The 23,308-nt window shown below is 66.3% G+C and carries 22 protein-coding genes and 1 riboswitch; of the genes, 15 read left to right on the top strand and 7 right to left on the bottom strand.

Annotated elements, in window-relative coordinates; all coding sequences use genetic code 11:
• Positions 1 to 89: 89 nt before the first annotated feature.
• A riboswitch (cobalamin riboswitch) is annotated at positions 90 to 313 on the bottom strand.
• Positions 314 to 1,030: 717 nt separating this feature from the next.
• Genes ASG20_RS17755 through ASG20_RS17740 form a run of 4 tightly spaced genes read left to right on the top strand, consistent with a single transcriptional unit; the run spans position 1,031 to position 7,054 of the window.
• On the top strand, positions 1,031 to 1,363 hold the full coding sequence (locus ASG20_RS17755) for a hypothetical protein (protein WP_156364414.1): 333 nt from the start codon (positions 1,031 to 1,033) through the stop codon (positions 1,361 to 1,363).
• 55 nt (positions 1,364 to 1,418) lie between these two features.
• Positions 1,419 to 2,681: a TolC family protein gene (locus ASG20_RS17750; protein WP_056055909.1), complete on the top strand. Its 1,263-nt coding sequence runs from the start codon at positions 1,419 to 1,421 to the stop codon at positions 2,679 to 2,681.
• The gene (locus ASG20_RS17745) at positions 2,678 to 3,829 is read left to right on the top strand and encodes an efflux RND transporter periplasmic adaptor subunit (RefSeq protein ID WP_056055906.1); all 1,152 of its coding nucleotides are present in this window, start codon (positions 2,678 to 2,680) and stop codon (positions 3,827 to 3,829) included. Before ASG20_RS17750 ends, ASG20_RS17745 begins: the two co-directional genes overlap by 4 nt.
• A 3-nt stretch (positions 3,830 to 3,832) precedes the next feature.
• A complete protein-coding gene (locus tag ASG20_RS17740; protein ID WP_056055903.1) occupies positions 3,833 to 7,054 on the top strand; it encodes an efflux RND transporter permease subunit in 3,222 nt (1,073 codons plus the stop codon).
• A gap of 8 nt (positions 7,055 to 7,062) precedes the next feature.
• On the opposite strand, the gene ASG20_RS17735 is transcribed toward ASG20_RS17740, so the two are convergent.
• Both ASG20_RS17735 and ASG20_RS17730 read right to left on the bottom strand, forming a co-directional pair.
• A complete protein-coding gene (locus tag ASG20_RS17735) occupies positions 7,063 to 7,488 on the bottom strand; it encodes a DUF3291 domain-containing protein (RefSeq protein WP_056055901.1) in 426 nt (141 codons plus the stop codon).
• Positions 7,485 to 8,603, bottom strand: coding sequence for a zinc-binding alcohol dehydrogenase family protein (locus ASG20_RS17730; RefSeq protein ID WP_056055900.1), 1,119 nt, complete (start codon positions 8,601 to 8,603; stop codon positions 7,485 to 7,487). Before ASG20_RS17730 ends, ASG20_RS17735 begins: the two co-directional genes overlap by 4 nt.
• A gap of 120 nt (positions 8,604 to 8,723) precedes the next feature.
• Here ASG20_RS17730 and ASG20_RS17725 point away from each other — a divergent pair, with 120 nt between their 5' ends.
• From ASG20_RS17725 to ASG20_RS17705, 5 genes are all read left to right on the top strand, one after another.
• Complete coding sequence (locus ASG20_RS17725; protein ID WP_056055898.1) at positions 8,724 to 9,635, top strand: AraC family transcriptional regulator; 912 nt, start codon at positions 8,724 to 8,726, stop codon at positions 9,633 to 9,635.
• A gap of 131 nt (positions 9,636 to 9,766) precedes the next feature.
• Positions 9,767 to 10,426: a PepSY-associated TM helix domain-containing protein gene (locus ASG20_RS17720; protein ID WP_082471046.1), complete on the top strand. Its 660-nt coding sequence runs from the start codon at positions 9,767 to 9,769 to the stop codon at positions 10,424 to 10,426.
• A gap of 11 nt (positions 10,427 to 10,437) precedes the next feature.
• Positions 10,438 to 10,932 (top strand): DUF2271 domain-containing protein, encoded by a 495-nt coding sequence (locus ASG20_RS17715; protein WP_056055894.1) that lies wholly within the window; start codon positions 10,438 to 10,440, stop codon positions 10,930 to 10,932.
• Positions 10,933 to 10,942: 10 nt separating this feature from the next.
• A complete protein-coding gene (locus tag ASG20_RS17710; RefSeq protein WP_056055892.1) occupies positions 10,943 to 11,782 on the top strand; it encodes a DUF4198 domain-containing protein in 840 nt (279 codons plus the stop codon).
• Positions 11,783 to 11,807: 25 nt separating this feature from the next.
• The gene (locus tag ASG20_RS17705; RefSeq protein ID WP_231420930.1) at positions 11,808 to 12,779 is read left to right on the top strand and encodes an FAD:protein FMN transferase; all 972 of its coding nucleotides are present in this window, start codon (positions 11,808 to 11,810) and stop codon (positions 12,777 to 12,779) included.
• Positions 12,780 to 13,059: 280 nt separating this feature from the next.
• Here the strand turns inward: ASG20_RS17705 and ASG20_RS19985 are convergent, their stop codons facing one another.
• Positions 13,060 to 13,563 carry a DUF4198 domain-containing protein gene (locus ASG20_RS19985; protein WP_231420931.1) on the bottom strand — a complete coding sequence of 168 codons (504 nt, stop codon included), beginning with the start codon at positions 13,561 to 13,563 and terminating at the stop codon, positions 13,060 to 13,062.
• Positions 13,564 to 13,596: 33 nt separating this feature from the next.
• Positions 13,597 to 13,881 carry a DUF4198 domain-containing protein gene (locus ASG20_RS19980; RefSeq protein ID WP_231420932.1) on the bottom strand — a complete coding sequence of 95 codons (285 nt, stop codon included), beginning with the start codon at positions 13,879 to 13,881 and terminating at the stop codon, positions 13,597 to 13,599.
• Between the two features lie 79 nt (positions 13,882 to 13,960).
• On the opposite strand from ASG20_RS19980, the gene ASG20_RS19810 reads away from it, so the two are divergent.
• Genes ASG20_RS19810 through ASG20_RS17690 form a run of 3 tightly spaced genes read left to right on the top strand, consistent with a single transcriptional unit; the run spans position 13,961 to position 17,213 of the window.
• The gene (locus ASG20_RS19810) at positions 13,961 to 14,191 is read left to right on the top strand and encodes a hypothetical protein (protein ID WP_201780745.1); all 231 of its coding nucleotides are present in this window, start codon (positions 13,961 to 13,963) and stop codon (positions 14,189 to 14,191) included.
• Complete coding sequence (locus ASG20_RS17695) at positions 14,128 to 16,236, top strand: TonB-dependent hemoglobin/transferrin/lactoferrin family receptor (RefSeq protein ID WP_201780749.1); 2,109 nt, start codon at positions 14,128 to 14,130, stop codon at positions 16,234 to 16,236. The genes ASG20_RS19810 and ASG20_RS17695 overlap by 64 nt, the downstream gene beginning before the upstream one ends.
• An 8-nt stretch (positions 16,237 to 16,244) precedes the next feature.
• Positions 16,245 to 17,213, top strand: coding sequence for a DUF6607 family protein (locus ASG20_RS17690; RefSeq protein ID WP_082471045.1), 969 nt, complete (start codon positions 16,245 to 16,247; stop codon positions 17,211 to 17,213).
• Positions 17,214 to 17,490: 277 nt separating this feature from the next.
• Here the strand turns inward: ASG20_RS17690 and ASG20_RS17685 are convergent, their stop codons facing one another.
• Positions 17,491 to 18,312, bottom strand: coding sequence for an AraC family transcriptional regulator (locus ASG20_RS17685; RefSeq protein WP_056055887.1), 822 nt, complete (start codon positions 18,310 to 18,312; stop codon positions 17,491 to 17,493).
• Positions 18,313 to 18,501: 189 nt separating this feature from the next.
• On the opposite strand from ASG20_RS17685, the gene ASG20_RS17680 reads away from it, so the two are divergent.
• The 3 genes from ASG20_RS17680 to ASG20_RS17670 are packed head-to-tail and all read left to right on the top strand — an operon-like array spanning position 18,502 to position 19,657.
• Positions 18,502 to 18,900 carry a hypothetical protein gene (locus ASG20_RS17680; protein WP_056055885.1) on the top strand — a complete coding sequence of 133 codons (399 nt, stop codon included), beginning with the start codon at positions 18,502 to 18,504 and terminating at the stop codon, positions 18,898 to 18,900.
• Positions 18,794 to 19,327, top strand: coding sequence for a hypothetical protein (locus ASG20_RS17675; RefSeq protein WP_201780743.1), 534 nt, complete (start codon positions 18,794 to 18,796; stop codon positions 19,325 to 19,327). Before ASG20_RS17680 ends, ASG20_RS17675 begins: the two co-directional genes overlap by 107 nt.
• Positions 19,328 to 19,366: 39 nt before the next feature.
• Positions 19,367 to 19,657 carry a hypothetical protein gene (locus ASG20_RS17670; RefSeq protein WP_056055883.1) on the top strand — a complete coding sequence of 97 codons (291 nt, stop codon included), beginning with the start codon at positions 19,367 to 19,369 and terminating at the stop codon, positions 19,655 to 19,657.
• A 143-nt stretch (positions 19,658 to 19,800) separates the two neighbouring features.
• Here ASG20_RS17670 and ASG20_RS17665 read toward each other — a convergent pair whose 3' ends face one another.
• Both ASG20_RS17665 and ASG20_RS17660 read right to left on the bottom strand, forming a co-directional pair.
• Complete coding sequence (locus ASG20_RS17665) at positions 19,801 to 20,733, bottom strand: metallophosphoesterase family protein (protein WP_056055881.1); 933 nt, start codon at positions 20,731 to 20,733, stop codon at positions 19,801 to 19,803.
• Positions 20,734 to 20,785: 52 nt separating this feature from the next.
• On the bottom strand, positions 20,786 to 23,284 hold the full coding sequence (locus tag ASG20_RS17660; protein WP_056055879.1) for a TonB-dependent receptor: 2,499 nt from the start codon (positions 23,282 to 23,284) through the stop codon (positions 20,786 to 20,788).
• Positions 23,285 to 23,308: the final 24 nt, after the last annotated feature.

Raw genomic sequence — 23,308 nt, 5'->3', positions numbered from 1 at the left:
GAAGAGCGCGCAAGGCATAGTCAGGCCCGGATGGCGTAAGCCACGAGCCTTGCGTCAAGCGCGATCCACCGGAGGAACCCCCGTCCGAGGAACGTTATCGCGTCGGAGGCAGGTCTCCTGGCTCACGGGTCAACGCGGTGGTTCCGGCCTTCCCAGGCTCGTTGCGCGAGCCCAGTGACGCAAAATGGAACCGCCGCTCGCCGCTTACAGTTGCGGGGGCAGCGCCGGATTCTGCCCCGAAGGACATCACCGGCTTCCCGTCTTAGCCTCATCGCCATGCCTGGGATAAGGAACCTCGACACGCTGGATAAACGCTATCACGACGGCGCTGTCAACCATCATATAAGGATATCCTTATATCTTTATATGATGGTCCAGTTGAGTGTTTCGTGCTGGCCGAAGTCTTGCTCAATCCAGCCGATGCGGACCATCGAGGCTCGCCCCGTGGCGGCCAGACCGGGCACCCCGCCGGGGCTTACGAGACGCATTCGCTCCGAAAGTCGGCATTGCCGATAGCGACCCTTACGCCGACGGCTATGGCTATTTCTGGTATTCGAAGGTCCAGTAGATCGATGGCGTGTCGGTCCCGGTTTCATTCGCGTCGGGCAACGGCCGTAACAAGATGTACGTGGTTCCAAGCCGCCACATGGTCGTTACCGTCACGTCGAGTGCTTACGGCCATGGCTACGGCCAGCGGCGATCGGAAGCGATCCTGAGGGCCATCCTTGCAACGGATCGGCCGTGACGCGGTACATACGCATGGCGAAGTTGCCCGTTGGAGATGGGAAACGGGGGCAGGTCAGTCGTTTATGACGGATGGCCGTTTTATGACTGGGAATCGCCAGCCGAACCTTCGACATTTTGGCGAACGCGGCCTTGCCTGCAGCTTCCGGCCAGACCCATAATCGGATGCTAGCCCTTCTTTGCCCTTCACAAACCGCGGTCGCCGTTGATTACCAAATCCGCCGCGATCGGGTCGTTCCGCGGTGCCCGGTTACAGCACTGCCATTATCTGCTACCTCGCCGATCGATGCGTAGGCTTCTGCCCTTCCTTGCCTGTCTGATGCTCGTCCTGACCACGTGGGTCGGAGTTGCGCATGCGGCCGAAGTCGGCGGATGCATCGAGACCAGCCAGTACGCCGCCGGTTCCCATGTCGATGGCGACGGCGATCAGGTCGCGGCCGATGCCGACAAGGGCTATCCGCACCATCATGGCAGTTGCCACGCGCATCACATGAGCGCGCCGGACGCCGACACGCTCTGCGGCGCGACCGTCCTCGCCGGCGCGATGCTCGCGTCCTTCGACGGTGCGACGCTCGTCGGCCGCGATGCCGACACCGCGCTGAGACCACCGCAGGCCTGACGCGTCGATCGGGTGCGCCGTGCGCGCCCAAGTCCTCGTCGTCAGGAGCATCCCCATGCATCGCATCATCGCGGCCGTCATCGCCGCAGGGGTCTGCGCATCTTCGCTGCAGGCCCAGACCCGTCCGCCGGCCTCGGCGGAGCCGGTCCTCACGCTCGCCGAGGCGCTGGCCCGCGCCGACGCATCGTCGCCCTTCCAGGATGCGGCATCCGCCGGAGTCCGTGCCGCCGAAGCGCAGCGCCGCGTCGCCGCGCTGCGTCCGAACCCGTCGCTCGTCGCGGGGACCGAGAACGTCGCCGGAACCGGGATATATCAAGGACTGCGGTCATCCGAGACGACCGTCGGTCTCGCCCTGCCGCTCGAACGCGGGGGCAAGCGCGGCGCCCGGATTGCGCTCGCCGACGCGCAGATCGGTCGCGCCGGTCTCCAGGCCGCCATCGCGCGCGCCGACCTGCGCCTGCGCGTGACGCAGACCTACGTCGTCGCGGTCGCCGCGCAGCGTCGCGTCGGGATCGCCCGCGATCAGCGCGGCATCGCCGCCGAAGTCCTTCGCGCCGCGCGGGTGCGGGTACAGGCCGGTCGGGCGTCGCCACTTGAGGAACAGCGCGCCGACGTCGCGCAGGTGGCCGCCGATGGTGCGATGGAGCGCGCCGAGCGCTCGGCGGTCGTCGCCGCGGCAAACCTAGCCCGGCTTGTCGGCATAGCCGTCGGACAGCTCGACGACGCCTGGTTCGAACGCGTCGATGCGCTCCGCCGGTCGCCTGCTCCCGGCACGACGCATACGCTGACCGCCGCTGCCGCGCGCGCGGATCTGGCGACCGCCACCGCCCAGGTCCGCCTCGCGCACAGTCAGCGCGTGCCGGACCTCACGCTCAGCGCCAGCGCGCGCAGGCTGGAGCAGACCAACGACGTCGCCGCGGTCTTCGGCGTCTCGATCCCGCTCGCCATCTTCAACGGCGGCCGTGCGGCGGTCGCTGTGGCAGATGCCCAACGCGACCAGTCGGACGCGTTGCGCCGCGTCGCCCTGTTCGACGCCGAACAGGGCATCGCCGGCGCGCAAGTGGATGCCGCGAACGCCGCGACGACGGCGCGCAACGCCGCCGGCCCGGCGCTCGCCGCCGCGCTGGAGGCCGCGCGGATCGCCCGCATCGGCTACCGCGAAGGCAAGTTCGGCCAGCTCGATCTGCTCGACGCCGAGCGCACGCTGCTCGACACCCGGACGGCGGCGATCGACGCGCTGGCCGCCTATCACGACGCACAGGCGCGGTTCGAGCGACTCACCGCCGACGCGCTCCCGCCCAAGGACACCGATCGATGACCATCATCCTGCGGGCGATCGTGCCCGTCGCCATCGCCTTGGCGGTCGTCGGTTGCGGACGCCCGTCCGAGCAAGCGACCAACGCGAGCGCCGAAGCGGGCGACAAGCAAAACGAGAGCGCGGGCGATCCTGCCGTCGCCATTCTGTCGGTCCAGCAGATCGCCGATGCCGGCATCGAGGTGACCCGCCCGACAGTGGGGGGCGTGGCCGGCGCGATCGAGCTTCCGGCGACGATCGAGGGCGATCCGCAGGACGTGCAGGTCGTATCCGCCACGATCGGCGGCCGGCTGGTCGCGCTCACCAGAAACCTCGGCCAGTCGATCGGCCGCGGCGAGACGTTGGCGATCATCGAAAGCCGCGAGGCGGCGTCGCTCAACGCCGAGGTCGAGGCGGCGGGTGCGCGGTCCGCGCTCGCGCAGTCTAACCTCCGCCGCGAACGGCGACTGTTCGCCGAGCGCGTGTCGCCCGAGCAGGACCTTGTCGCCGCCCGAACCGCAGCGACCGAGGCCGGCATCGCGCTCCGTCTCGCGCGGCAGCAGCTGTCGGCCACCGGCGGGGGCGGCGGTGCACTCAACCGCATCGCCGTCCGCTCCCCGATCGCCGGCCAGGTGATCGCGCGGTCGGCCACGCTCGGGCAACAGGTCGCGGCCGACGCCGAACTGTTCCGCGTCGCCAACCTCGCCAAGGTGTCGGTGACGATGTCGCTCGTTCCTGCGGACGCCGGCCGCGTGAAGCCGGGCGCGCGCGTGGAAGTCACGTCCGCCGGCCGCCGACAGGACGGCCGCGTCACCTTCGTCTCGCCGATCCTCGACGAGACCACGCGGCTCGTCCCGGTGATCGCGACGATCGACAATGCGGGCGGCATTTGGCGCGTCGGCGAGAATGTCGGCGTATCGGTGCTGCTCCCCGCGAGTGGAGATCGCAGCGTCGCCGTGCCCTCGGCCGCCGTGCAGATGATCGCCGACAAGCCGCATGTCTTCGTGCGCACCGCGACCGGCTTCCGCGCTACGCCGGTGACGCTCGGCCGCACCAATGGCGGCGCGGTCACCGTGACCGCCGGCCTGACGGGCGAGGAGCGCATCGCCTCGACCAACTCGTTCACGCTCAAGGCCGAACTCGGCAAGGGCGCGGCGAAGGACGAGGACTAGGCCATGCTCTCCCGCATCGTAACCTTCGCTGTCGAGAAGCGCTGGCTCGTCCTACTGCTTACCCTCGCCGCCGCGTTCGCCGGCGTGTTCGCCATCCAGCGGCTGCCGATCGACGCCGTCCCCGACATCACCAACAACCAGGTGCAGATCAACGTCGTCGCGCCGGCGCTTTCGCCCGACCAGATCGAGAAGCAGGTCGCCTTCACGGTCGAGACCGCGCTCGCCGGCATCCCCGGCCTCGCCTACAGCCGCTCGCTCAGCCGCAACGGCTTCGCGCAGGTCACCGCCGTCTTTGACGAGAAGACCGACATCTACTTCGCGCGCGCCCAGGTGGCGGAACGGCTGCGGACTGCCGAGGCCGATCTGCCCGACGGGGTGACGCCCGAGATGGGGCCGATCGCCACCGGCCTCGGCGACATCTTCATGTGGACGGTCGAATATCGCGAGCTCGATCAGGTCCGTCACCGCAACGGCGAGCCGGGCCTGCAGAAGGACGGCAGCTACATAACGCCCGAGGGCGACCATCTCGTCAGCGAACCGGACAAGGCGACCTATCTGCGCACGGTGCAGGACTGGATCGTCACTCCGCAACTGAAGAGCACCGCGGGTCTCGCCGGCGTCGACAGCCTCGGCGGCTACACCAAGCAATATCTCGTCGTTCCCGATATCCAGCGGATGGCGGCGATAAAGATCACGCTGGACAATCTCGCCACTGCGCTCGAGCGCAACAACACCAGCGCCGGCGCCGGCATCGTCGACCGCAACGGCGAGGGTCTCGCGGTCCGCGCCGACGGCCGGATCCGCAACGCCGAAGACCTCGCGCGCACCGTGGTCGCGACGCGAGAAAGCGTGCCGATCCTGCTCAGCCAGATCGCCACCGTCCGCACCGGCCAGGCGCTGCGCATGGGGTCCGCGTCAGAGAACGGCCACGAAGTCGTCGTCGGCACCGCGGTCATGCGGATCGGCGCGAACAGCCGCACCGTCTCGACCGGCGTCGGCAATCGGCTGGAAGAGATCGGCCGCGCGCTTCCCGTCGACGTGGTGGTGAAGCCGGTGCTCAACCGCACCGAACTCGTCAATTCGACGATCGCGACCGTCGCGCGCAACCTCGCCGAAGGGGCCGTGCTGGTCATTATCGTGCTGTTCGTGCTGCTTGGCAACTTCCGCGCCTCGCTGATCGCGGCGCTGGTGATCCCGATCACGATGTTGCTGACGAGCATCGGCATGCTGAAGGCCGGGGTGTCGGCGAACCTGATGAGCCTCGGCGCGCTCGACTTCGGCCTGATCGTCGACGGCGCCGTGATCATCGTCGAGAATGCCCTGCGTCGGTTGAGCGAGGCACAGCATGACAGGGACGCGCCGCTGTCGCTCCGGGACAGGCTCGATCTGGTCGCCGCATCGGCGCGCGAGATGATCCGGCCCTCGGTCTACGGCCAGGCGATCATCATCCTCGTCTACGCGCCGTTGCTCACCTTCACCGGCGTCGAGGGCAAGATGTTCGAGCCGATGGCGCTGACCGTCATCATCGCGCTTGTCTTCGCCTTCGTCCTGTCGATGACGTTCGTCCCCGCGGCGATCGCGATAGCGCTCAGCCGGCGCGTCGACGAGAAAGAGAGCCGGATCATCGGCTGGCTGCGCCGACGCTACGAACCGGGTCTCGGCAAGGCGATGCGCCGCCCGAGCATCACGCTGGGCATCGCCGTCGGCGCGCTCGCGCTGGCGGGAATCGCCTTCACCACGCTCGGGCAGGAATTCCTGCCGCAGCTCGACGAGGGCAACATCCTAGTCCAGGCGGTCCGCATCCCCGGCACCTCGGTCGACCAGAGCCAGGCGATGCAGTTCCAGGTCGAGAAGGTCCTTGCCCGCCAACCCGAGGTCCGTTTCGCCTTCTCGCGCACCGGTACCTCGGAGATCGCCAGCGATCCGATGCCGCCGAACGCCACCGACACCTTCGTCATACTGAAGCCCAAGGCCGAATGGCCCGACCCCGGCCTCGCGAAGGAAGCGCTGGTCGCGCGGATGGCGAAGCAACTCTCGACGCTGCCGGGCAACGCGTACGAGATCACGCAGCCGATCCAGATGCGCTTCAACGAGCTGATCGCCGGCGTGCGCGGTGACATTGCGGTCAAGGTGTTCGGCGACGACTTCGGGGGCATGAACGCCGCCGCGGACCGCATCGCCAAGGTCCTGCGAGCGACGCGCGGCGCGGTCGACGTACGCGTCGAGCAGACGGAGGGTCTGCCGATGCTCGACATTCGTCCGGACCGGATGGCGATGTCGCGGATCGGCGTCACCGCGGGCGACGTGCAGGACACTGTGGCCGCCGCGATCGGTGGGCGCGAGGCCGGCGTGATCTTCGAGGGCGACCGGCGCTTCCCCGTCGTGATCCGCCTATCCGAAGCATCGCGCTCGGATCTGATCCAAGTAGCTCAGATCCCCGTGCCGACATCGGCCGGCGGGTTCGTGCCGCTGTCGACCGTCGCCGACATCGCGGTCGTCGACGGCCCCAACCAGATCAGCCGCGAGAACGGCAAGCGCCGCGTGGTCGTCCAGGCCAATGTGCGCGACCGCGACGTTGCGGGCGTGGTCGCCGATGCGCGCGCGGCGATCGACGCGCAGGTGACGATGCCGCCCGGCACCAATGTCGAATGGGGCGGGCAGTTCGAGAATCTCGCCTCCGCGCGCGATCGGCTGATGCTGGTCGTGCCGGTCTGCTTCGCGGTCATCATGCTGTTGCTCTACGGCGCGCTCGGCTCGGTCCGCGACGCGGCAATCGTGTTCACCGGCGTGCCGCTCGCGCTGGTCGGCGGCGTCCTCGCGCTCGTGGTTCGAGGGATGCCGTTCTCGGTCTCGGCTGCGGTCGGCTTTATCGCGCTGTCGGGGATCGCCGTACTCAACGGCCTGGTCATGGTGTCATCGATCCACGACCTGATGGCGGGGGGCATGGACAGGATCCGCGCCGCGCACGATGGCGCGCTGGCCCGGCTGCGCCCCGTGGCCATGACGGCGCTCGTCGCCAGCCTCGGTTTCGTGCCGATGGCGCTCGGCCACGGGGCTGGTGCCGAGGTGCAGAAGCCGCTGGCGACTGTCGTGATCGGTGGCCTGATCTCGGCGACGCTGCTGACGCTCTTCGTCCTGCCGACGCTCTACGCACGGTTCGGTGGATGGAGGGCGTCGAAGGATGTGATCTCCGGGAACGCGCTCGATCCGGGAGACCCTGCATAGGCTTCCTTTCAGATCCGCACCATCTGCGCAGGCTCGCTCGCCGCGAAGCCGAGACCCGCATGCCTCGGTCCCGGATGGTGAAGCGGCACGGGACGTCCCTCGCGGCGCATCCGCTCGATCGCCTCGGGCCAGGACGGAAGATCGGCGCTGTCCTGAACCCAGCGAACGGTGCTGGCCTCGTCGCCCCACTCGCTCATCTTGGGCATCGCGTTGCGGTGGGCGCCGCCGGTGACATACGCCAGCAGTGCGGCCTCGTCGCGCCATACGCTCATCGTCCAATAGGCGCGGTCGCGATCGTGGCGCAGCGCTCCGCCGATGTAACCGTCGCTTCGCCTGATCTGCGCGAGGCAGCGCTGCGCATGAATGAGGAAGAAGGGCAGGAACCGCAGACTGCGAACGCGGAAGCGGGTGACGCTGACGACGAAGCCGCTCACAACGTCACGACCAGCTTGGTCGCCGAGACACCGCGGCGTTGCCGCTCGAGTGCTGCCGGAATCGCGGCCAGCCCGTGTCCTGCAATTTCGACTGCAGGCGCTGCCACGTAGCGGCCGTCGGCCAGCGCTTCGGGCAGGAACGTGTCGAAGATCATCGGCCCGACCTCGTTGCTGATCAACGTGCTGCCCCAGATCATTTTCAGGGTCACCTTCTTGCGGCGTGCGCTCAGCGCGAGTGCGATATTGCCGGCGACCGTGCCGGCCATCGCAGCAATCAACTTGCGCCAATGACCGCGTCCTGCCGGGACTGCGTCGAAGGACGCGGGCGGCGTCGCCATCGCGATGAAGCGATTGCCTTTGCACAATCCAAGAATGTCGATGCACGGCTGCACCGATCCCAGGCCGATCGCGACCGCGCCTGCGACCGTTTTCCCACGCAACGCCGCGCCTATGTCGGCAACGACGGTCGGACTGCGATAGTCGAACACAGCCGTCGCGCCGAGCCGCTTGAGGAGGTCGAAGTTGCGCGGCGAGGCCGTGGCGATCACTTCGTAGCCAGCGGCGACGGCCAGTTGCACCGCATTGACGCCGACGCTGGTCGACCCACCCCATACCAAGACGATCCGACCGGTCGCCGGTGCTCCCTTGGCGGGCGTGTTCAACGCGAGGAAATCGCGCTGGAAGAGCGCGCAGGCTGCCGTCGAGATACCGAGCGGCAGCGCGGAAGCATCCTCGAAGGCGAGCGCATCCGGGATCGCGGCCGTCATATGCTCGAGCAGGACGACGTAGGTCTGGAAAGCGCCCTCTGCGGCGCGGTTACGCGTCTTATCGGTGCTCCCGGCAAAACCCACGACCCGGTCACCGACCCGAAACCGGGTCACGTCCGCGCCAACGGCGACCACATCGCCGGCGACGTCGGAGCCGACGATCGCCGGATAGTGCAGATAGGGGGTCATCAGGTCGCCCGAGGTCTGCACCAGCCGGTCCATCGGGTTCACCGCGATCGCACGGGTGCGGATGACGATTTCACCCGACTGCGCGGTCGGAAACGGCGCTGCCCCCACGGTGAAGGCAGCGCGCTTGGAGGAAAGCCAGAGGGCGGTGTTGTGGGTCATGATCTGTCTCCCGCGGTGCCAGGTGAAGATGCATCGCTGAGATCCGGGATAGTCCCGTGACACTGGACGGCCCATGCTGCAAAGTCCGCCAATTCATCGCCAGCGTCCAGGAATGTCGCAATGGATCCCTTGTCGGACGTACTCGCCCTGCTGAAGCCCAGCAGCTACGGATTTCGAGGCCTGGATGCCGGCGGGGACTGGGCGCTTGCCTACCCGCCGGCCGAGGGAGTCAAATGCTTCGCGATTCACACCGGGACATGCTGGATCGCGCTGGAGGGCGGAAGCGAGCCGATGGCGCTTCACGCGGGCGATTTCATCCTGCTGCCCGGCCGCGTCGCGTTCAGCCTCTACAGCGCGATCGGCGCGCCGGTGACCGACGCCTTTGCATTCTTCCCGTCGTTCCCGGCAGGCGAGACCGGTGTCCTCGGTGGCGGCGGCAGTTGCTCGGGCGTTGGCGGCTTCTTCGACTTCACCGGACTCCACACCGACCTGTTGCTCGGCATCCTGCCCCCGATCGTCCACATCCGGGCAGAGGCGACCAAGGCGGCACTTGGCTGGCTGATCGAGCGGTTGATGCGCGAGTTGCGGGACCCGCAACCGGGCGGCACGCTGATGGCGGGGCATCTGGCGCAGACGCTGCTGATCGAGGCGCTGCGACTTCACCTCGCCGAACGCTCACCGCACAGCGCGGGCTGGCTGTTCGCGCTGGCCGACACGCAGATGCGCGCCGTGATCTCGGCAATGCATGCGGACCCCGCCCGGCGCTGGACGCTCGCCGATCTCGCCCGAACAGGCGGCATGTCGCGGTCCAGCTTTGCCGTGCGGTTCAAGCAAACGGTCGGCGAGCCGGCGATGGACTATTTGACCCGCTGGCGGATGATGCTGGCGGCCGATCGGCTGGCGAGCGGGCGTGTGTCGATCGCGACCGTGGCACCCGCCGTCGGCTACGAGTCCGAAAGCGCGTTCAGTGCGGCGTTCAAGCGGACGTTCGGCCACTCGCCGAGCGAGTTCACCAAGGCGGTGGGCGCGTAGCCGGTATTATCGCCGCGGGCGGCGATCGCGCAGACGTCCTTTTCAGCGTACGACAACGAGCGCGCGCGATCGATAATGAGAGTTATTCGCATTATTCTTGATGCGCGTTTCGACAGGCGTTAGGCGGAGGTGTGACATCGCAATCTCCCTCTTCACCTGGCCACACATCAGTCAGCCGCAACCGGAAAAAATGGCGTAGCTGGTGGTTGAAGCAGCTCCATAGCTGGCACTGGATCAGCGCGGCCTTGTCGCTGGTCGGCATGCTGCTGTTCGCGATCACCGGCATCACGCTGAACCATGCGGCGACGATCGGTGCCAGGCCCGTGGTGGTCGAAAAGAGCGGTATGCTGCTCCCCTCACTGCGCCACATGCTGGCCGCGCCGCACACCCCGGACACGCGCCTGCCCGCTCCGGTCGCGAAAAGCGTCGCGGCGACGGTCGGCCTCGATCCCGCCGGCAAGCCGGTCGAGTGGTCCGACACCGACGCCTATGTCGCACTGCCACGCCCGGGTGGCGACGCCTGGGTCAGCATCGAGCGCGCGACCGGACGCATCACTGCGGAAACGACCGACCGCGGCTGGATCTCGTACCTGAACGACCTCCACAAAGGTCGCAACGCGGGCGAAGCCTGGGCGTGGTTCATCGACATCTTCGCCGGCGCCTGCATCGTGTTCACGCTGACCGGACTGCTCCTGTTGCAGCTCCATGCGCGCCATCGGCCAACGACCTGGCCGATCGTCGCCGCCGGGCTCGCCATTCCCGTCCTGCTTGCCATCCTGTTCGTCCATTGAGGGGTTCTGCCATGCGTCCTACCGCGTTGCTTTTGTTTGGCGGGGCGATCACCGCGCCTGCGCTGTCGTTGCCCGCCAGCGCCGCGCCCGCGGGCACCGTCACGATCACCATCCCCCGGCTGAGCGTCGCGGAATATCACAAGCCCTATGTCGCGGTCTGGCTCGAGCCGGTCGGCGGCGGCGCCCCGCGCACGCTAGCGGTCTGGTACGATTTGAAGAAGCGCGGCAACGATCCCGGCACCAAATGGCTTGCCGACCTGCGCGCATGGTGGCGCAAGGGCGGCCGCAGCATGACGATGCCCGCCGACGGCATCAGCGGCGCGACGCGTGCGCCGGGCCAGTACACCATCCCGCTGCCCGCCGACGTCAAGCCCGGCCAGTATGTCCTGAACGTCGAGGCTGCGCGCGAAACCGGCGGCCGCGAGCTCGTGTCCGTACCGCTTACCGCCGGAGCCCGCACCACGGGCAAGACCGAGCTCGGCGCCGTCGCCATCTCCGCCCGCTAAGGATCACAGCATGAAGCCTTTTGTTGCACGCCTGATGGCCGCCGCTGCGCTGCTGTCGATCCCCGCCGCGCTGTCTGCGCACCGCATGTGGCTGTTGCCCTCGGCCACCGTGTTCTCAGGGACCGATGGCTGGGTTACGGTCGACGCCGCGGTCTCGAACGACCTGTTCTTCTTCGATCACCAGCCGCTCCGCCTCGACGGCATGAAGGTCTGGCAGCCCGACGGCAGCGAGGGCGCACTCCAGAACGGCGCGACCGGCCGCTATCGCTCGGTGTTCGACGTGAAGCTCGACAAGCCGGGCACGTGGAAGATCGGCACGCAGATGTCCGCGGTCATGGGCAGCTTCAAGGTCGACGGCGTTGAGAAGCGTCTCGGCGGTCGTCGCGGTCCACCCCAGCCGAACGCCCCCGCCCCGCTGACCGTCGCCGACATCCCCGCCAACGCGACCGACGTGAAGGTCACCGAGGTTTCGGGCCGCAACGAGATCTTCGTAACCGCGGGCGCGCCGACCACCACCGTCTTCAAGACGACCGGCAAGGGCCTCGAATTCGCGCCGATCACGCACCCAGACGAACTGGTCGCGGGCGAGACCGCCAAGTTCCGCTTCCTGGTCGACGGCAAACCCGCGTCCGGCCTGAAGGTCACGGTGATTCCCGGCGGCAAGCGCTATCGCAACGACGAGGGCGCACGCGAGCTGACCACCGGGGCGGACGGCGTGTTGAGCGTTTCGTGGCCGACCGCCGGGATGTACTGGCTCAACGCGACGCTCACCGACGCCAAGGCAACCACCCCGCGCGCGACCGAGCGGCGAATGAGCTACGTCACGACACTCGAAGTCCTCACGCCCTGAGGCGTCCGGGTGTGAGTTTGGCGGCATGAGGATCGCGCTGCCACCGACGATCGACGCCGCGGCGTTCGGGGCGCGCGATCCGTCGGCGGTGGTGCTCGATCTGCACGGCGAGACGATGGGGACGTCGTGGAGCGCGCGCTTCGCTGCGCCCGCCGGCACCGATCCGTCGTCGATCCACGCCGCGATCGTCGCGCGGCTGGCCAGGATCGTCGCGGAGATGAGCCACTGGGCACCGGACTCGCTCCTGTCCCGCTTCAACCGGTCGCCGGGCGGCACCTGGACGACGCTCCCACCCGACTTCGCGCATGTCATGACACGCGGCCTAGCGATCGCCGAGATAACCGGCGGCGCGTTCGATCCGGCGATCGGCAAGCTCGTCGATGCCTGGGGTTTCGGCCCCGTCCCCGTCGCCTGCCCCCCGAGCACACCCGAAATCGAGACGGCGCGCGCGACATCGGGCTGGTCCAGGCTCTCGTTCGCCGCAACCGGCGCGCATCTCCGCCAACCCGGCGGCACCTCGCTCGACCTGTCGGGGATTGCCAAGGGACACGCGGTCGACGTTATCGCGGACCTGCTCCACGACGCAGGCATCGCGAACGCACTGGTCGAAATCGGCGGCGAGCTCGTCGGTCGTGGTATCAAGCCCGACGGCGATCCCTGGTGGGTCGACCTCGAAAGTCCACCCGGCCTGACACTACCCCCGCTCCGGATCGCGCTGCACGGCCAAGCGGTAGCGACCTCAGGCGACTATCGCCGCGGCGCCCACACGCTCGATCCACGCACCGGACGCCCGATCGAAACGCTCGTCGTCTCCGCCAGCGTGATCCACCAGACCGCGCTCGACGCCGACGCCTGGGCGACCGCGCTGACCGTGCTCGGCCCGGACGGCCTTGACCTTGCGCACAACCAAGGGATCGCCGCTCGGCTCGTCACGGAGATCGACGGCACCGTCCGAGAATATTTTACTCCCGGTCTATCCGCGATGCTGAGCGACTAATTGCCGCCTCTCGATACATCCCCGGATGGGTGTCTATTCTGGTAGAACTTGTTTCCCCGCGAAGGCGGGGACCCAGACTGGACTCCCGCCTTCGCGGGAGAACAAGGAAGCGCAAGATGACGTCGGAGATAGCCCGATTAAATAGGGTCCGTTCCTACTCTCTCGCAGCGGACCAAAGATCCAGCTCTGCCGAACGGGGTGAAGCCCACCATAGAAAACAAATAGCGGTACGCTGAAATCCTCCCCGCCAGGGGGAGGATACGGAAGCAGCGACGTCGCCTCAGATCGCCTCGAACGCCAGCGTCACGGTGAAGCTCGAATACGCATCCGCCGCGCCCGGCGTAGCTGCGCGGTGCCGGACGAGTATCAGGTACCGCCCGGCATCGGACGGGGTCAGCATCACCTTCCCGGCCTTGTCGCTGTTCACCACCGCGACCTGCTTGCGGCCGTCATAGAACCCCGCCTCGCGGAACAACGTCACGGGTTCGCCAGCGAGCGGCTTGCCCTCGTACAGCATTTCGAACGCGGCCGCCGTGCCCGGCGCATAGCTGGTCGGGTCGCCGAGCGGGTGAATCTCCAGCGCCTTGCCGCGCGCCGCCATCGCCCCCGCAGCACCGGGCTTGCCGCGCACCACATAGGCGTCGGCCAGCGTCGTGCTGCGCACGTCGACCGACGTCACGCCGGGCGGTGGCGTCTTCCCTTCGCCGACGATCGTCCAGGCCTCGCCGGTCCGGTACATCTTGCTCAACCGGCCGATCCGCTGCCCGGACGACAGCCGGTACACACCGTCCGCCGGTAGCGCGGCCTCGACGATCGCCTAGTCCTTGGTCAGCGTCGGTGCGGCCAGCTTGACGGTCTTTCCGTCGGGCCCGGTGATCTCGAACGGCGCGTCCTTCATCGCGATCTCAGGCCGGAAGGCGTCTTCGGTGAACGACGCCTGGAGCGTGACGCGATCACGCCCTGCCGCGTCGAACACGCTCGGCAGGACATACGGCATGTGTGCCGCCGAAGGCCCCGATACGAGGGCGAGCACGGTGGCTATGGCGGGGGCGAGCGCCCCGGTCGCTCGCGCCGTCCGCCAATTTCCCCTGATCTTCGTCATCGCGATGCTCCTTTTCAATGCCACTTGATAACGAGAATGATTCGCACTAGCAAGCCCGCAGACCGTGGGGATAACGAACATGACATTGACCAAATTGCTGGCCGGCATCTCGCCGGTCGCGCTGATGATGGGCACCGGCGCCCTTGCCCATGCAAAGCCAGTTCTCGCAGAAGCTGCGCTTGCTTCGGCGGCCGACAAGCCGACTGCCACCGCGCCCGCTGACGATCCGGAGGGCAGGACAAGACGATCACCGTCACCGCGACGCGCACCGAAAAGGCGGTCGAAGACGTTCCCGCGACCGTATCGGTGATCGACGCGAAGACGATCGAGGATCGCTTCATCTCCGACATCAAGGATCTGGTGCGCTACGAGCCGGGCGTCACCGTCCGCCGCGCGCCGTCGCGCTTCACCGCCGCCGGATCCTCGACCGGGCGCGACCGCGACAGTGGGTTCAACATCCGCGGGCTCGAGGGCAACCGCGTCCTCATCACCGTCGATGGCGTCCGCGTCCCGGACGCGTTCAGCTTCGGCGCGCAATCGGTCGGCCGCGGCGATTACGTCGATCTCGACCTGCTCAAATCGGTCGAGATCCTGCGCGGCCCCGCCTCCGCGCTCTATGGCAGCGACGGTGTCGCGGGCGCGGTCAGTTTCATCACCAAGGACCCGCGCGATTTCCTGGCCGACGGCAAGCTGGTCGGCGGCGGACTTCGCTCGAGCTACGATTCCTCGGACGACAGCTGGACCAACGGCTTCGTGGTCGCGGGCAAGACCGGCGATATCGAGGCGATGGTCGCCTATACCCGTCGCGACGGACACGAGACCGAGACCAAGGGCAGCAACGACACCGCGACCACCGATCGCACCACCGCCAACCCGCAGGACATCGAATCGAACGCGCTGCTCGGCCGCCTCGTCTGGGCACCGAACAATGCCAGCCGGTTGCGCCTCACCTATGAACATTTCTCTTCCGTGGTCGACACCGACGTGCTCAGCGCGATCGCCAAGCCTCCGCTCGCGGCAACATCTGTGATCGGCCTCACCGCGCACGACACGACCGAGCGCAACCGCGGCACGCTCGACTACCGCTACATCGGCGACGGCATCGTCAGCGGTATCCGCGCGGCGGGCTATTACCAGAAGAGCCTTACGCTTCAGGCCGCGGCGGAGAACCGCAACACCGCTGCCGATCGCACGCGCATCAACCGCTTCGACAACGAAGTGTACGGCGGCACGCTGCAGCTCGAAAGCCGCGCCGCGACCGGGCCGTTGACGCACCTGTTCGCCTATGGCGCCGACTACTCGCACACCCGCCAGACGGGTGTGCGAGACGGCACCGTCGCGCCTGCGGGCGAAATCTATCCGACCCGCGCCTTCCCGACGACCGACTACACGCTGGTCGGCGTGTTCGCGCAGGACGAGATTGCCATCGCAGACGGACTGCTGACGCTGTTCCCATCGATCCGCTACGATCACTACAAGCTGAACCCGCAGAACGATCCACTGTTCACGACCTTCGTACCGCGCGAGCAGAGTGGCTCGAAGGTGACGCCGCGGATCGGTGCGGTCGCCAAGCTGACCGAGGGCGTCCGGCTGTTCGCCAACTACGCGCAAGGGTTCAAGCCGCCCGAGCCGAACCAGATCAACAACGGCTTCGCCAATATCACGCAGAACTACCGCTCGGTTCCTAATCCCGATCTCAGACCCGAAACGAGCAAAAGCGTCGAGGGCGGTATACGGTTGAGCGGTACCCGCTGGTCGCTGAGCGGAACCGCGTTCAGCAGCCGCTTCCGCAACTTCATCGACCAGGTCCAGGTCAGCGGCGCATTTACCGCGGCGAACCCGGCGGTGTACCAGTATATCAACCGCGGCCGCGTCAAGATCGAGGGCCTCGAAGCACGCGGCGAGGCGCGCCTGCCGATCGGCGTCGGCGTCCGCGCCGCCACGTCCTACGCCAAGGGCACGATGCGGACGACCGGTGTCGCCGGCACGCAGCCCCTCGACAGCATCGAACCGGTCAAGGTCGTCGCAGGCGTGTTCTACCAACCCGAGGCCGGGCCGTTCCGCGCAGAGGTCATCGCCACGCACTCTGCGGGCAAGAAGGTCGGCGACACCAACAACACCTGCAACACCGCGGCCACCAGTTGCTTCACGCCGTCGGGCTTCTGGATCCTCGACGCCACCGCGTCGCTGCGCGTGATGGATCATGCGACGCTGCGCGCGGGGATCTTCAACATCACCGACAAGAAGTATTTCTGGTGGAGCGACGTCCGCGGACTGACCTCGACCTCGGTCGTCCGCGACGCCTATTCGCAACCCGGCCGCAACGCCGGGCTCTCCTTCTCGCTCAACCTGTGAGGCCCCTGATGTTCCGTTCCCTTCTCCTCGCGACCGGCCTGACGCTGGCCGCGCTCCCCCTCACGTCGACGATCGCGTCCGCGCAGACGCAGGCCGTCTACGGCGACCAGGCCCGCGACCACGCATCGATCCTGGCGATGGCCGGCACCTTCAAGGTGACGTTCGACATGCGCGAGACCACGCCGCTGGTCGCGGGCTATCCACCCTACCCTGCAAAGCTCAGCGGCGGGCACGAGGTCGTCCGCGCGATCGTCGATACGCCCGACCACGTCGTGCTCCAGCATCTGCTGGTCGTCACCGACGGCAACGCCAAGACGATGGTGATCAAGCACTGGCGACAGGACTGGACGTGGCAACCGTCGACCGTGCTCGTCTACACCGCGGCAGGCCGCTGGACATTGCGTCCGCTCGCCGAGGCGGAACGGCGCGGCGCATGGTCGCAGACAGTCTGGCAGACCGACGACTCCCCGCGCTATGGCGGGATCGGGCGCTGGCGTTACGATGACGGCGCCACCCGCTGGACCAGCGACGAGACCCGCCGCCCGCTCGCGCGCCGCGATGCGACCCGAAATCCACCCTATGATCACTATATCGGCAGCAACCGCCACGTGCTGACCCCCGCCGGCTGGGTCCACGAGCAGGACAACGCCAAGATCGGCCTCAAGGACGGCAGGCCCGCCACGTACGTCCACGAATACGTCATCAACACCTACACCCCCGCGACCGACTTCGCCGTCGCGGCGGCCGACACGTATTGGGCGAAGACGAAGGACTATTGGGCCGCGGTCCGCACCGACTGGGACCGCGCGATCGCGAACAACTCAGGCCTGCGGGTTGCGGAAGATGCGTCGAATGGGTCGACCACCGGCCACCAGTTGATGTTGCTCGCCGACGATATCGCGGCGCGTGAAACCGATCAGAAGTCGGGAGAGGCCGAAGCCGCCAATCTGATCCGGCGCGAGAGCGGGACATCATGAATGTCTCGCGTCGATCTGGCCGGTTCCCGCAATCTGATCCACAAAGTGACATTCGGGCCGGGCCCGCCTCTCACCGAAGCCAGCCGTTCATTCATGTTCCGATTTCGCGCTCGGACCCGCTTTTTCGGTACGAAGATCGCCGCCAAGCATTGAACTTGGGGCCCGGGCAAGCGTCCGATCCGGTAATCACCAAGAACTTTTGAGCATGTACGCAGTATACGGGACGGCGATCCGCGGAGCATGGGCTGCACCGCGATCGTCTAAACTCCGCCAGCGCCTATCGTTGGCCCTGATCGAGGAGGGCAGGCCGAAGTCGATCGAGGAGATAGCGGCTTGGTGGCTTGCCGACCATCTTTCGAAACATGGTCACGAAGCTGCTGGCGCTTTCATAGCCTAGATCCATTGCGACGGCCTGGACCGTCTGACCGGCACTCAGATGCCGCAAGGCAAGGACGATATGCAACTGTCGCCGCCAGCGGCCGAAACTCATGCCGACCTCTTCCGCCAGCATACGGCTCAGACTGCGCTCGCTGAGCGCGATCCGCGAGGCCCATTGTGCGACGGTGGCATGATCCGCCGGCGTCGCGATCAACAGATCGGTAAGTTTCCTGAGCCGCGGATCGCTGGGAATCGGAAGGCGGAGGTCCTCGACTGGCGCGGCAGCCAACTCATCGAGAATAACCGACACGATCCGGCCGTCTGGACCATCGACATCATAGCGTTCGGCCAGTTCGTTCGCTCGCATCAGCAAATGACGCAGCAACGGCGATACGGTGATCGTGCAGCATTTGCTCGGCAGGGCCAGAGCTGCGGGAGGCTCGATGAAAAGGGATATGCACTCCACTTCGCCCGAGCCGAAAGCGGTATGGGGCAGACCGCCGGGGATCCACACGGCGCATTGTGGTGGCACGATCCAGACGGCGTCTTCCACCTCACAATTGATGACGCCACGGACGGTCAGGAGCAGCTGCGCTTTCTGATGCTGGTGCCGGGACGATTGCTCAAGGGCATCGAGACTGGTGACGGTGTTGGCCGCGACAAGGGCCCGAGGAACCTGATCGACATAGGAAAGCCAGTCACTGCGGACATCGATATGCATCAAGAGACTCGGCAATCTGAGGGTTCGGCCGAATCAAAACATATCATGGCCGGATTGCGCAATGACGCCATCTGTTAATCGCCATATGCCGTTCGAACGGAAGGGAGAAGCGGCGATCACGATCGCGCTCCTCTTCGAGAAGGGCAACATTCAGCAGCCCACCAAATGCCTCCGGATGGGAATGTCGACGTGATCAGAAAGCAGCCAGTTGAACTCGCACTCGCGTGGCTCGTCCCGGCGGTCGGCGCCGCACTCTTCGTCACGATCCAATGCTTCTCCTACCTGAACGGCTATGTCGGCAGCGGCGGAACGATGAAGGCTATCACGTTCGGCCCCACCGCATTGTGGGCAGTATCCATTTTCTACGGTGCCTGGGTCGTCCCTCCAGTGCTGGCGCTTGCCGGAAAGCGCGGAACCGACTGGGCGATGCTCGTCATCGGTGGTGGTGTTTCCGCCATGAGTACGCTTGGCGGCGTATCGGATGGCCTGCGCGACGGCGGCCATCTCGTTGCCTTGGAACTGCTCGCCGTCACGCTCCCCGCCGCAATCGCGCTGGTCATGTCGTGGCGGCACATCCGCCTCCATTGAAAGCATTGAAAAGGAGACGAAACATGCCTTTCGACAGTACGAATTTCCGCTCGTCTGGATAAGTTACGACGAAGGCCCCGACCACGACCACGACCAGGACTTCGAGGCATTCGAGGCGAATCTGAAGCGCGGCACACCGTTCGTGATCCTGACCGACTCTGCTCCAAACGAGGAGCATGAACATAATCAGGAAGAGAAGAAACGCACCTCGCTGTGGATGAAGAAGCACAAGGTGGAACTTCGTTCGCTCGTGCTCGCAATGATCGTGATCGAGCCCAGTGCCATCAAGCGATTGGCCTCCAAACCCTTCGGCGTGGCTTTCGCCAAGTTCTGGGGCTATCCTTTGAAGCTGGTCTCGTCACACGAGGAAGCATCCCAGATTGCCGAGGAAATGATTTCAGCGCGCAAGAGGTCGGCAGCAGCCTGAGCATTCACTAAATCGACGACGCTGGTACGACGCGATCCCATGGCGTGGTTCGTCGGTGGCTTCGAGGTCGATGACATCGATGCCTGCCGCACGGTTCTCGACGATTTAGCGCTCCTTGGTTTCGAACTGATCGCGCGCGAACCCGATGACGGTCATATCACCCGTATCGAGCAAGGCCTGCCCGCGCTCGCAGCGGAATGCACATTCGTTCTGGCCGGCAAAGCCAGCACCGTGCAGCGCTTGCGGTGCAGGCTCGCATCCCTGGGCGTGCCTTCGAACAGGATCGTCGCGCGAAATTACTGGACGCCGGACAAGGCCGGCCTCGACTGAATACGCCTTCTCCGTCGATCACGCTGACGGTCGATCACGCTGACGACTGGTGCGACACTAACCCAAGCGTCCGGTTATGGCGGACGCACCCTGCCCAACGGCTTCGGACCGGCCTAGTCCGCATAGGCTTCCGCACGTTGGGCTCAGATCGGCACATCCTGTCGATCGACACTAGTGAAGCCATAGGTCCTGTACCGGCTTTCCACCTTGCGACCGGAGATCGTGATGTCGGTATACCCCTCCGGCGTGCCGAGGAACGATCCGCGCCAGTCCGCGCCGGCGACGGCACCGGTCGTGATGAAGGATATCCCATTGAGCTCGATCCGCTCATAGACATGGCTGTGCGCCTGGAGCACGGCCAGCACATCATAGTCGCGCAGGATGCGCAGCACTTCCCGGCCGTTGACGACGAACGTCCAGTTGTGCGGGGTGTCGAGCCAGGATTCGGGTTCGTAGCATCGCATCGCGGTGACGAGCGGGATGTGCGTCACCACGACCATCCGCGTGCCCTTGGGTTGCGCCGCGAGATCCGCGCGCAACCATGCCAGCTGGGCGGCATCGACGCGGCCTTCGTAATTGCGGTCCGCGGTCAGGCCGATCGAGTCGAGCACGACGAAATGCACGCCCTTGTGATCGAAGGCGTAATAGCGCGGCCCGAACCGATCGATATAGAACTGCTTGCCGTAATCGGGCGCCGACGGATCGATACCGCTCTTGGGGAAGACGCCCAGGCAATCGTGGTTGCCGATGACGTGATGCACGGGCTTGCGCAGATGCGCGCGTTCGGTGCGCTGATAGAGATCCATCAGCAATGTCGCACGCTCCCGCCCCGTTTCGAGCGCATCCTCGACATGGTCGCCGCCTAGGATCACGAAATCGACGGGCGACGCGGAGATCTGTTCGAAGCACTGCGCGCAGGCGCGATCCGCGCCAAGTTCCGGCCGGATGTGACAATCGCCCACGAACGCGAAGCTGAAGCTGTCGCCGCCGCCTACCGGCACCGTCGCCGCGGCCCGGGCTGCCAGGGGGACGAGCGGCGCGCCAAGCGCGAGCTTCAGAAGATTGCGGCGTTCCATGGGGCACCTGTCGACAGGAGGATGAGGGGGCATTCCCGACACGCGGCAAAGGTCAAAAGTGGACGCGAACGGTGCCGAACACCTGGCGCGGTGCGGCGGTTTGCAGCGTCGTGTACGTGCCGTTCGGATCGGACGTGACGAAACCGGCGGTCCCGGTCGAGGCGATGTATTGCTTGTCGAACACGTTCGTCAGGTTGAACTGGACGTCGAACATGCGGCTGAACCGATAGCCTGCCGACAGGTTGACGTTGACCGCGCCGGGCAGCTTCGCGTCATTGAGATAGCTGTAATAGCGGGCGCTGCGATAATGCGCGTTGACCCCGCCCCAGATCGTGCCGTCGTCGTAGTTGAGCTCGGCAGTGCCGACATTCCTGGGTGACGCGACGACCTGCTTGCCCTTGGTGGCGACGAGCGCGCCGCCGAGCGGCTGGACATCGTCGTCATAGGTCGCGTCGTTATAGGCATAGCTGCCGTAGAGCGACCAGCCGCGCGCAAACTTCCAGTTGGCGGCCGCTTCGGCGCCCCTCGACGAGACGCCGCCGACGTTCTGGAGCACGTTCTGGTTGCCGACGATGGTCGCGCTGATCGACGAGGCGAGCAGGCGGTTGGAGAACTTCACGTAATAGCCGGTCAGCGAGAGCTGCAGATCACGATCGTGGAAGCGATAACCGGCCTCGAACGTGTTGGTCATCTCGGGCTTCAGGTCGCTGCGGATGAAATCGAACCCGGCCTGCGAGCTGCTCGAGAACGGGCCGCTCGAGGTCGACGCGACGAACGCCGCCATGTTGCGCGTATAGTCGGCGAACACCTCGTTGTTGCCGTCCAGTGTATACAGCGCGCCGACGGTCGGCAGGAACCAGTTCTTCGCCTGGATCGAGCCGTCGATCGGCTTGGTGCTGACGACGCTGTGCGCGCGGTTGGTCGACACCACGCCCTTCACGCCCGCGTTGAGCCGCAGCGCGTCGGTCGCCTGCCACGTGTCGCTGATATCGAGTTGGACGGTGTTCGTGACGTATTCGTTGTAGAAATTGGTCTTGAACGGATTGGTGTAGAATTGCTGGAACTCGCTTGGCGCGACGCCCTTTTGCAGGCCGTAGAGATACGAACCCTGATCGAAGGCATTGCGTTCGTACCAGATGCCCCCCTCGATCTTGTGATCGCCGGCCGCGAATTTGAGGCGCGAGATCACCCCTTTCCGGTTGATCGCGTAGCGGAGCGCGGACACCGAGACGGGCGAGCCGCCGAACGCCGCGGGGGTCGCGTCGTAGGGGCTCGCATAGGTGCCGATCCCCTTGTCGAGATGGATGTAGCCGGTCGTGAAACCGCTCAGCCGGGCCCCGAGCGCATAGTCGAGCTTCTCGTACGCCAGCAGATCGCGCCGTACGCCGCCGCCCTGATAGATCGTGTCGTCGGCGGCCGCGAACGGTGCCGGCGGGGTGCCGCCGTTCTGGACGATCGTCGCGAGTTGCTCGGCCAGCGCGAAATCGCGGATGTTGTCGAACCTGTAGCCATAGGTCCTGAGGCGGGCGATCGAGACGTCGTTATAATCGTCCTCGCGTCGATCGATCAGGTTGAGGAACGTGGTCGACTTGACCGCGTCGCCAAGCGGCTGGACGTATTTCGCGTTTATCTGGTCCTGCACCTGCTTGCCCCAGCCACGCCACTTGCCCTGACGATCATGCGCGTAGGACACAGCCAGCCGCCCGCCCCATGGCAGCTCGCCGCTGTTGACGCGAGCAAACGAACGCCACGAACTGGCGCTGCCGTAGCTTTGCTCGAGATCGATGCCGAGTTTGTCGGTGGGATCGATCGAGGTGAAGTCGACCGTGCCACCGATATTGCTGGTCGATGCGGTGCCGAGCGCGCCGCTCCCCTGCGAGAGCGTCGCGGCACCGTTGTTCTCGCTGAGCAGCGCGCGGTTGATCGAAAGGCCGTTGTTGTTGCGGTACTGCATGTTGCCGAGCGGCACACCGTCGAGCGTGAAGCCCATCTGGTCGGTGAGGAAGCCGCGGATCGAGAGCTGCGTCGCCGCCTCGTACGTGCCGTGCGCGTCGGAGGAGTCGAAGTTCACGCCGGGCAACCTGCCGAGCGAGCGCAACGGCGACGAGCCGCCGGTCAGCTTCGCCATCGCCTTGGCGGACACCGTCTGGACCTGGCGGGACTGGCCCTGGCCGAGCACGACGATATCCTGTCCCACGGGGCTGGTGGTCGCAGCATCGGTGGAGTCCTGCGGCGTTTCGACCGGAGTGACCTTCAGCGATATCATCGAGGGGGTCTCCTCCGCGATCATCAGCCCCTGCCCGGCGATCAGACGGCGGAGCGCCTCGCCGCGCGTGAACCGACCGCGCAATGCAGCCGTGCGACGATTGGCGACGGCATCGTAGGGAAAGCTGACATGCACACCCGCTTGCCGCGCGAACGCGTTGAGCGCGGTCGCGGTGTCGGACGCCTTGATGTCGAACGCGACGCTTGCCGCCTGCGTTTGCGCACTGGCGGCAACGGGAATCGCCACCACCGCCATGATGGCCGTCGTCGTCAGAAACTTGAACATGAAATCCCCGCATCGCACCGTGTG

Origin of the sequence: Sphingomonas sp. Leaf198, assembly GCF_001424005.1 — a bacterium.
Taxonomy (GTDB): Bacteria; Pseudomonadota; Alphaproteobacteria; order Sphingomonadales; family Sphingomonadaceae; genus Sphingomonas.
The sequence above is the reverse complement of the archived record's forward strand: the minus strand, read 5'-3'. Positions and strand labels throughout refer to the sequence as shown.

Bases quoted from the DNA above. Each gene is read 5' to 3' on its own strand.
- ASG20_RS17745 (WP_056055906.1), top strand. From the start codon at position 2,678: ATGACCATCATCCTGCGGGCGATCGTGCCCGTCGCCATCGCCTTGGCG.
- ASG20_RS17715 (WP_056055894.1), top strand. From the start codon at position 10,438: ATGCGTCCTACCGCGTTGCTTTTGTTTGGCGGGGCGATCACCGCGCCT.
- ASG20_RS17710 (WP_056055892.1), top strand. From the start codon at position 10,943: ATGAAGCCTTTTGTTGCACGCCTGATGGCCGCCGCTGCGCTGCTGTCG.
- ASG20_RS17755 (WP_156364414.1), top strand. From the start codon at position 1,031: ATGCGTAGGCTTCTGCCCTTCCTTGCCTGTCTGATGCTCGTCCTGACC.
- ASG20_RS17685 (WP_056055887.1), bottom strand. From the start codon at position 18,312: ATGCATATCGATGTCCGCAGTGACTGGCTTTCCTATGTCGATCAGGTT.
- ASG20_RS17660 (WP_056055879.1), bottom strand. From the start codon at position 23,284: ATGTTCAAGTTTCTGACGACGACGGCCATCATGGCGGTGGTGGCGATT.
- ASG20_RS17725 (WP_056055898.1), top strand. From the start codon at position 8,724: ATGGATCCCTTGTCGGACGTACTCGCCCTGCTGAAGCCCAGCAGCTAC.
- ASG20_RS17750 (WP_056055909.1), top strand. From the start codon at position 1,419: ATGCATCGCATCATCGCGGCCGTCATCGCCGCAGGGGTCTGCGCATCT.
- ASG20_RS17705 (WP_231420930.1), top strand. From the start codon at position 11,808: ATGAGGATCGCGCTGCCACCGACGATCGACGCCGCGGCGTTCGGGGCG.
- ASG20_RS17670 (WP_056055883.1), top strand. From the start codon at position 19,367: ATGGCGTGGTTCGTCGGTGGCTTCGAGGTCGATGACATCGATGCCTGC.
- ASG20_RS19980 (WP_231420932.1), bottom strand. From the start codon at position 13,881: ATGACGAAGATCAGGGGAAATTGGCGGACGGCGCGAGCGACCGGGGCG.
- ASG20_RS17665 (WP_056055881.1), bottom strand. From the start codon at position 20,733: ATGGAACGCCGCAATCTTCTGAAGCTCGCGCTTGGCGCGCCGCTCGTC.
- ASG20_RS17675 (WP_201780743.1), top strand. From the start codon at position 18,794: ATGGCCTGCGCGACGGCGGCCATCTCGTTGCCTTGGAACTGCTCGCCG.
- ASG20_RS19810 (WP_201780745.1), top strand. From the start codon at position 13,961: ATGACATTGACCAAATTGCTGGCCGGCATCTCGCCGGTCGCGCTGATG.
- ASG20_RS17730 (WP_056055900.1), bottom strand. From the start codon at position 8,603: ATGACCCACAACACCGCCCTCTGGCTTTCCTCCAAGCGCGCTGCCTTC.
- ASG20_RS17740 (WP_056055903.1), top strand. From the start codon at position 3,833: ATGCTCTCCCGCATCGTAACCTTCGCTGTCGAGAAGCGCTGGCTCGTC.
- ASG20_RS17690 (WP_082471045.1), top strand. From the start codon at position 16,245: ATGTTCCGTTCCCTTCTCCTCGCGACCGGCCTGACGCTGGCCGCGCTC.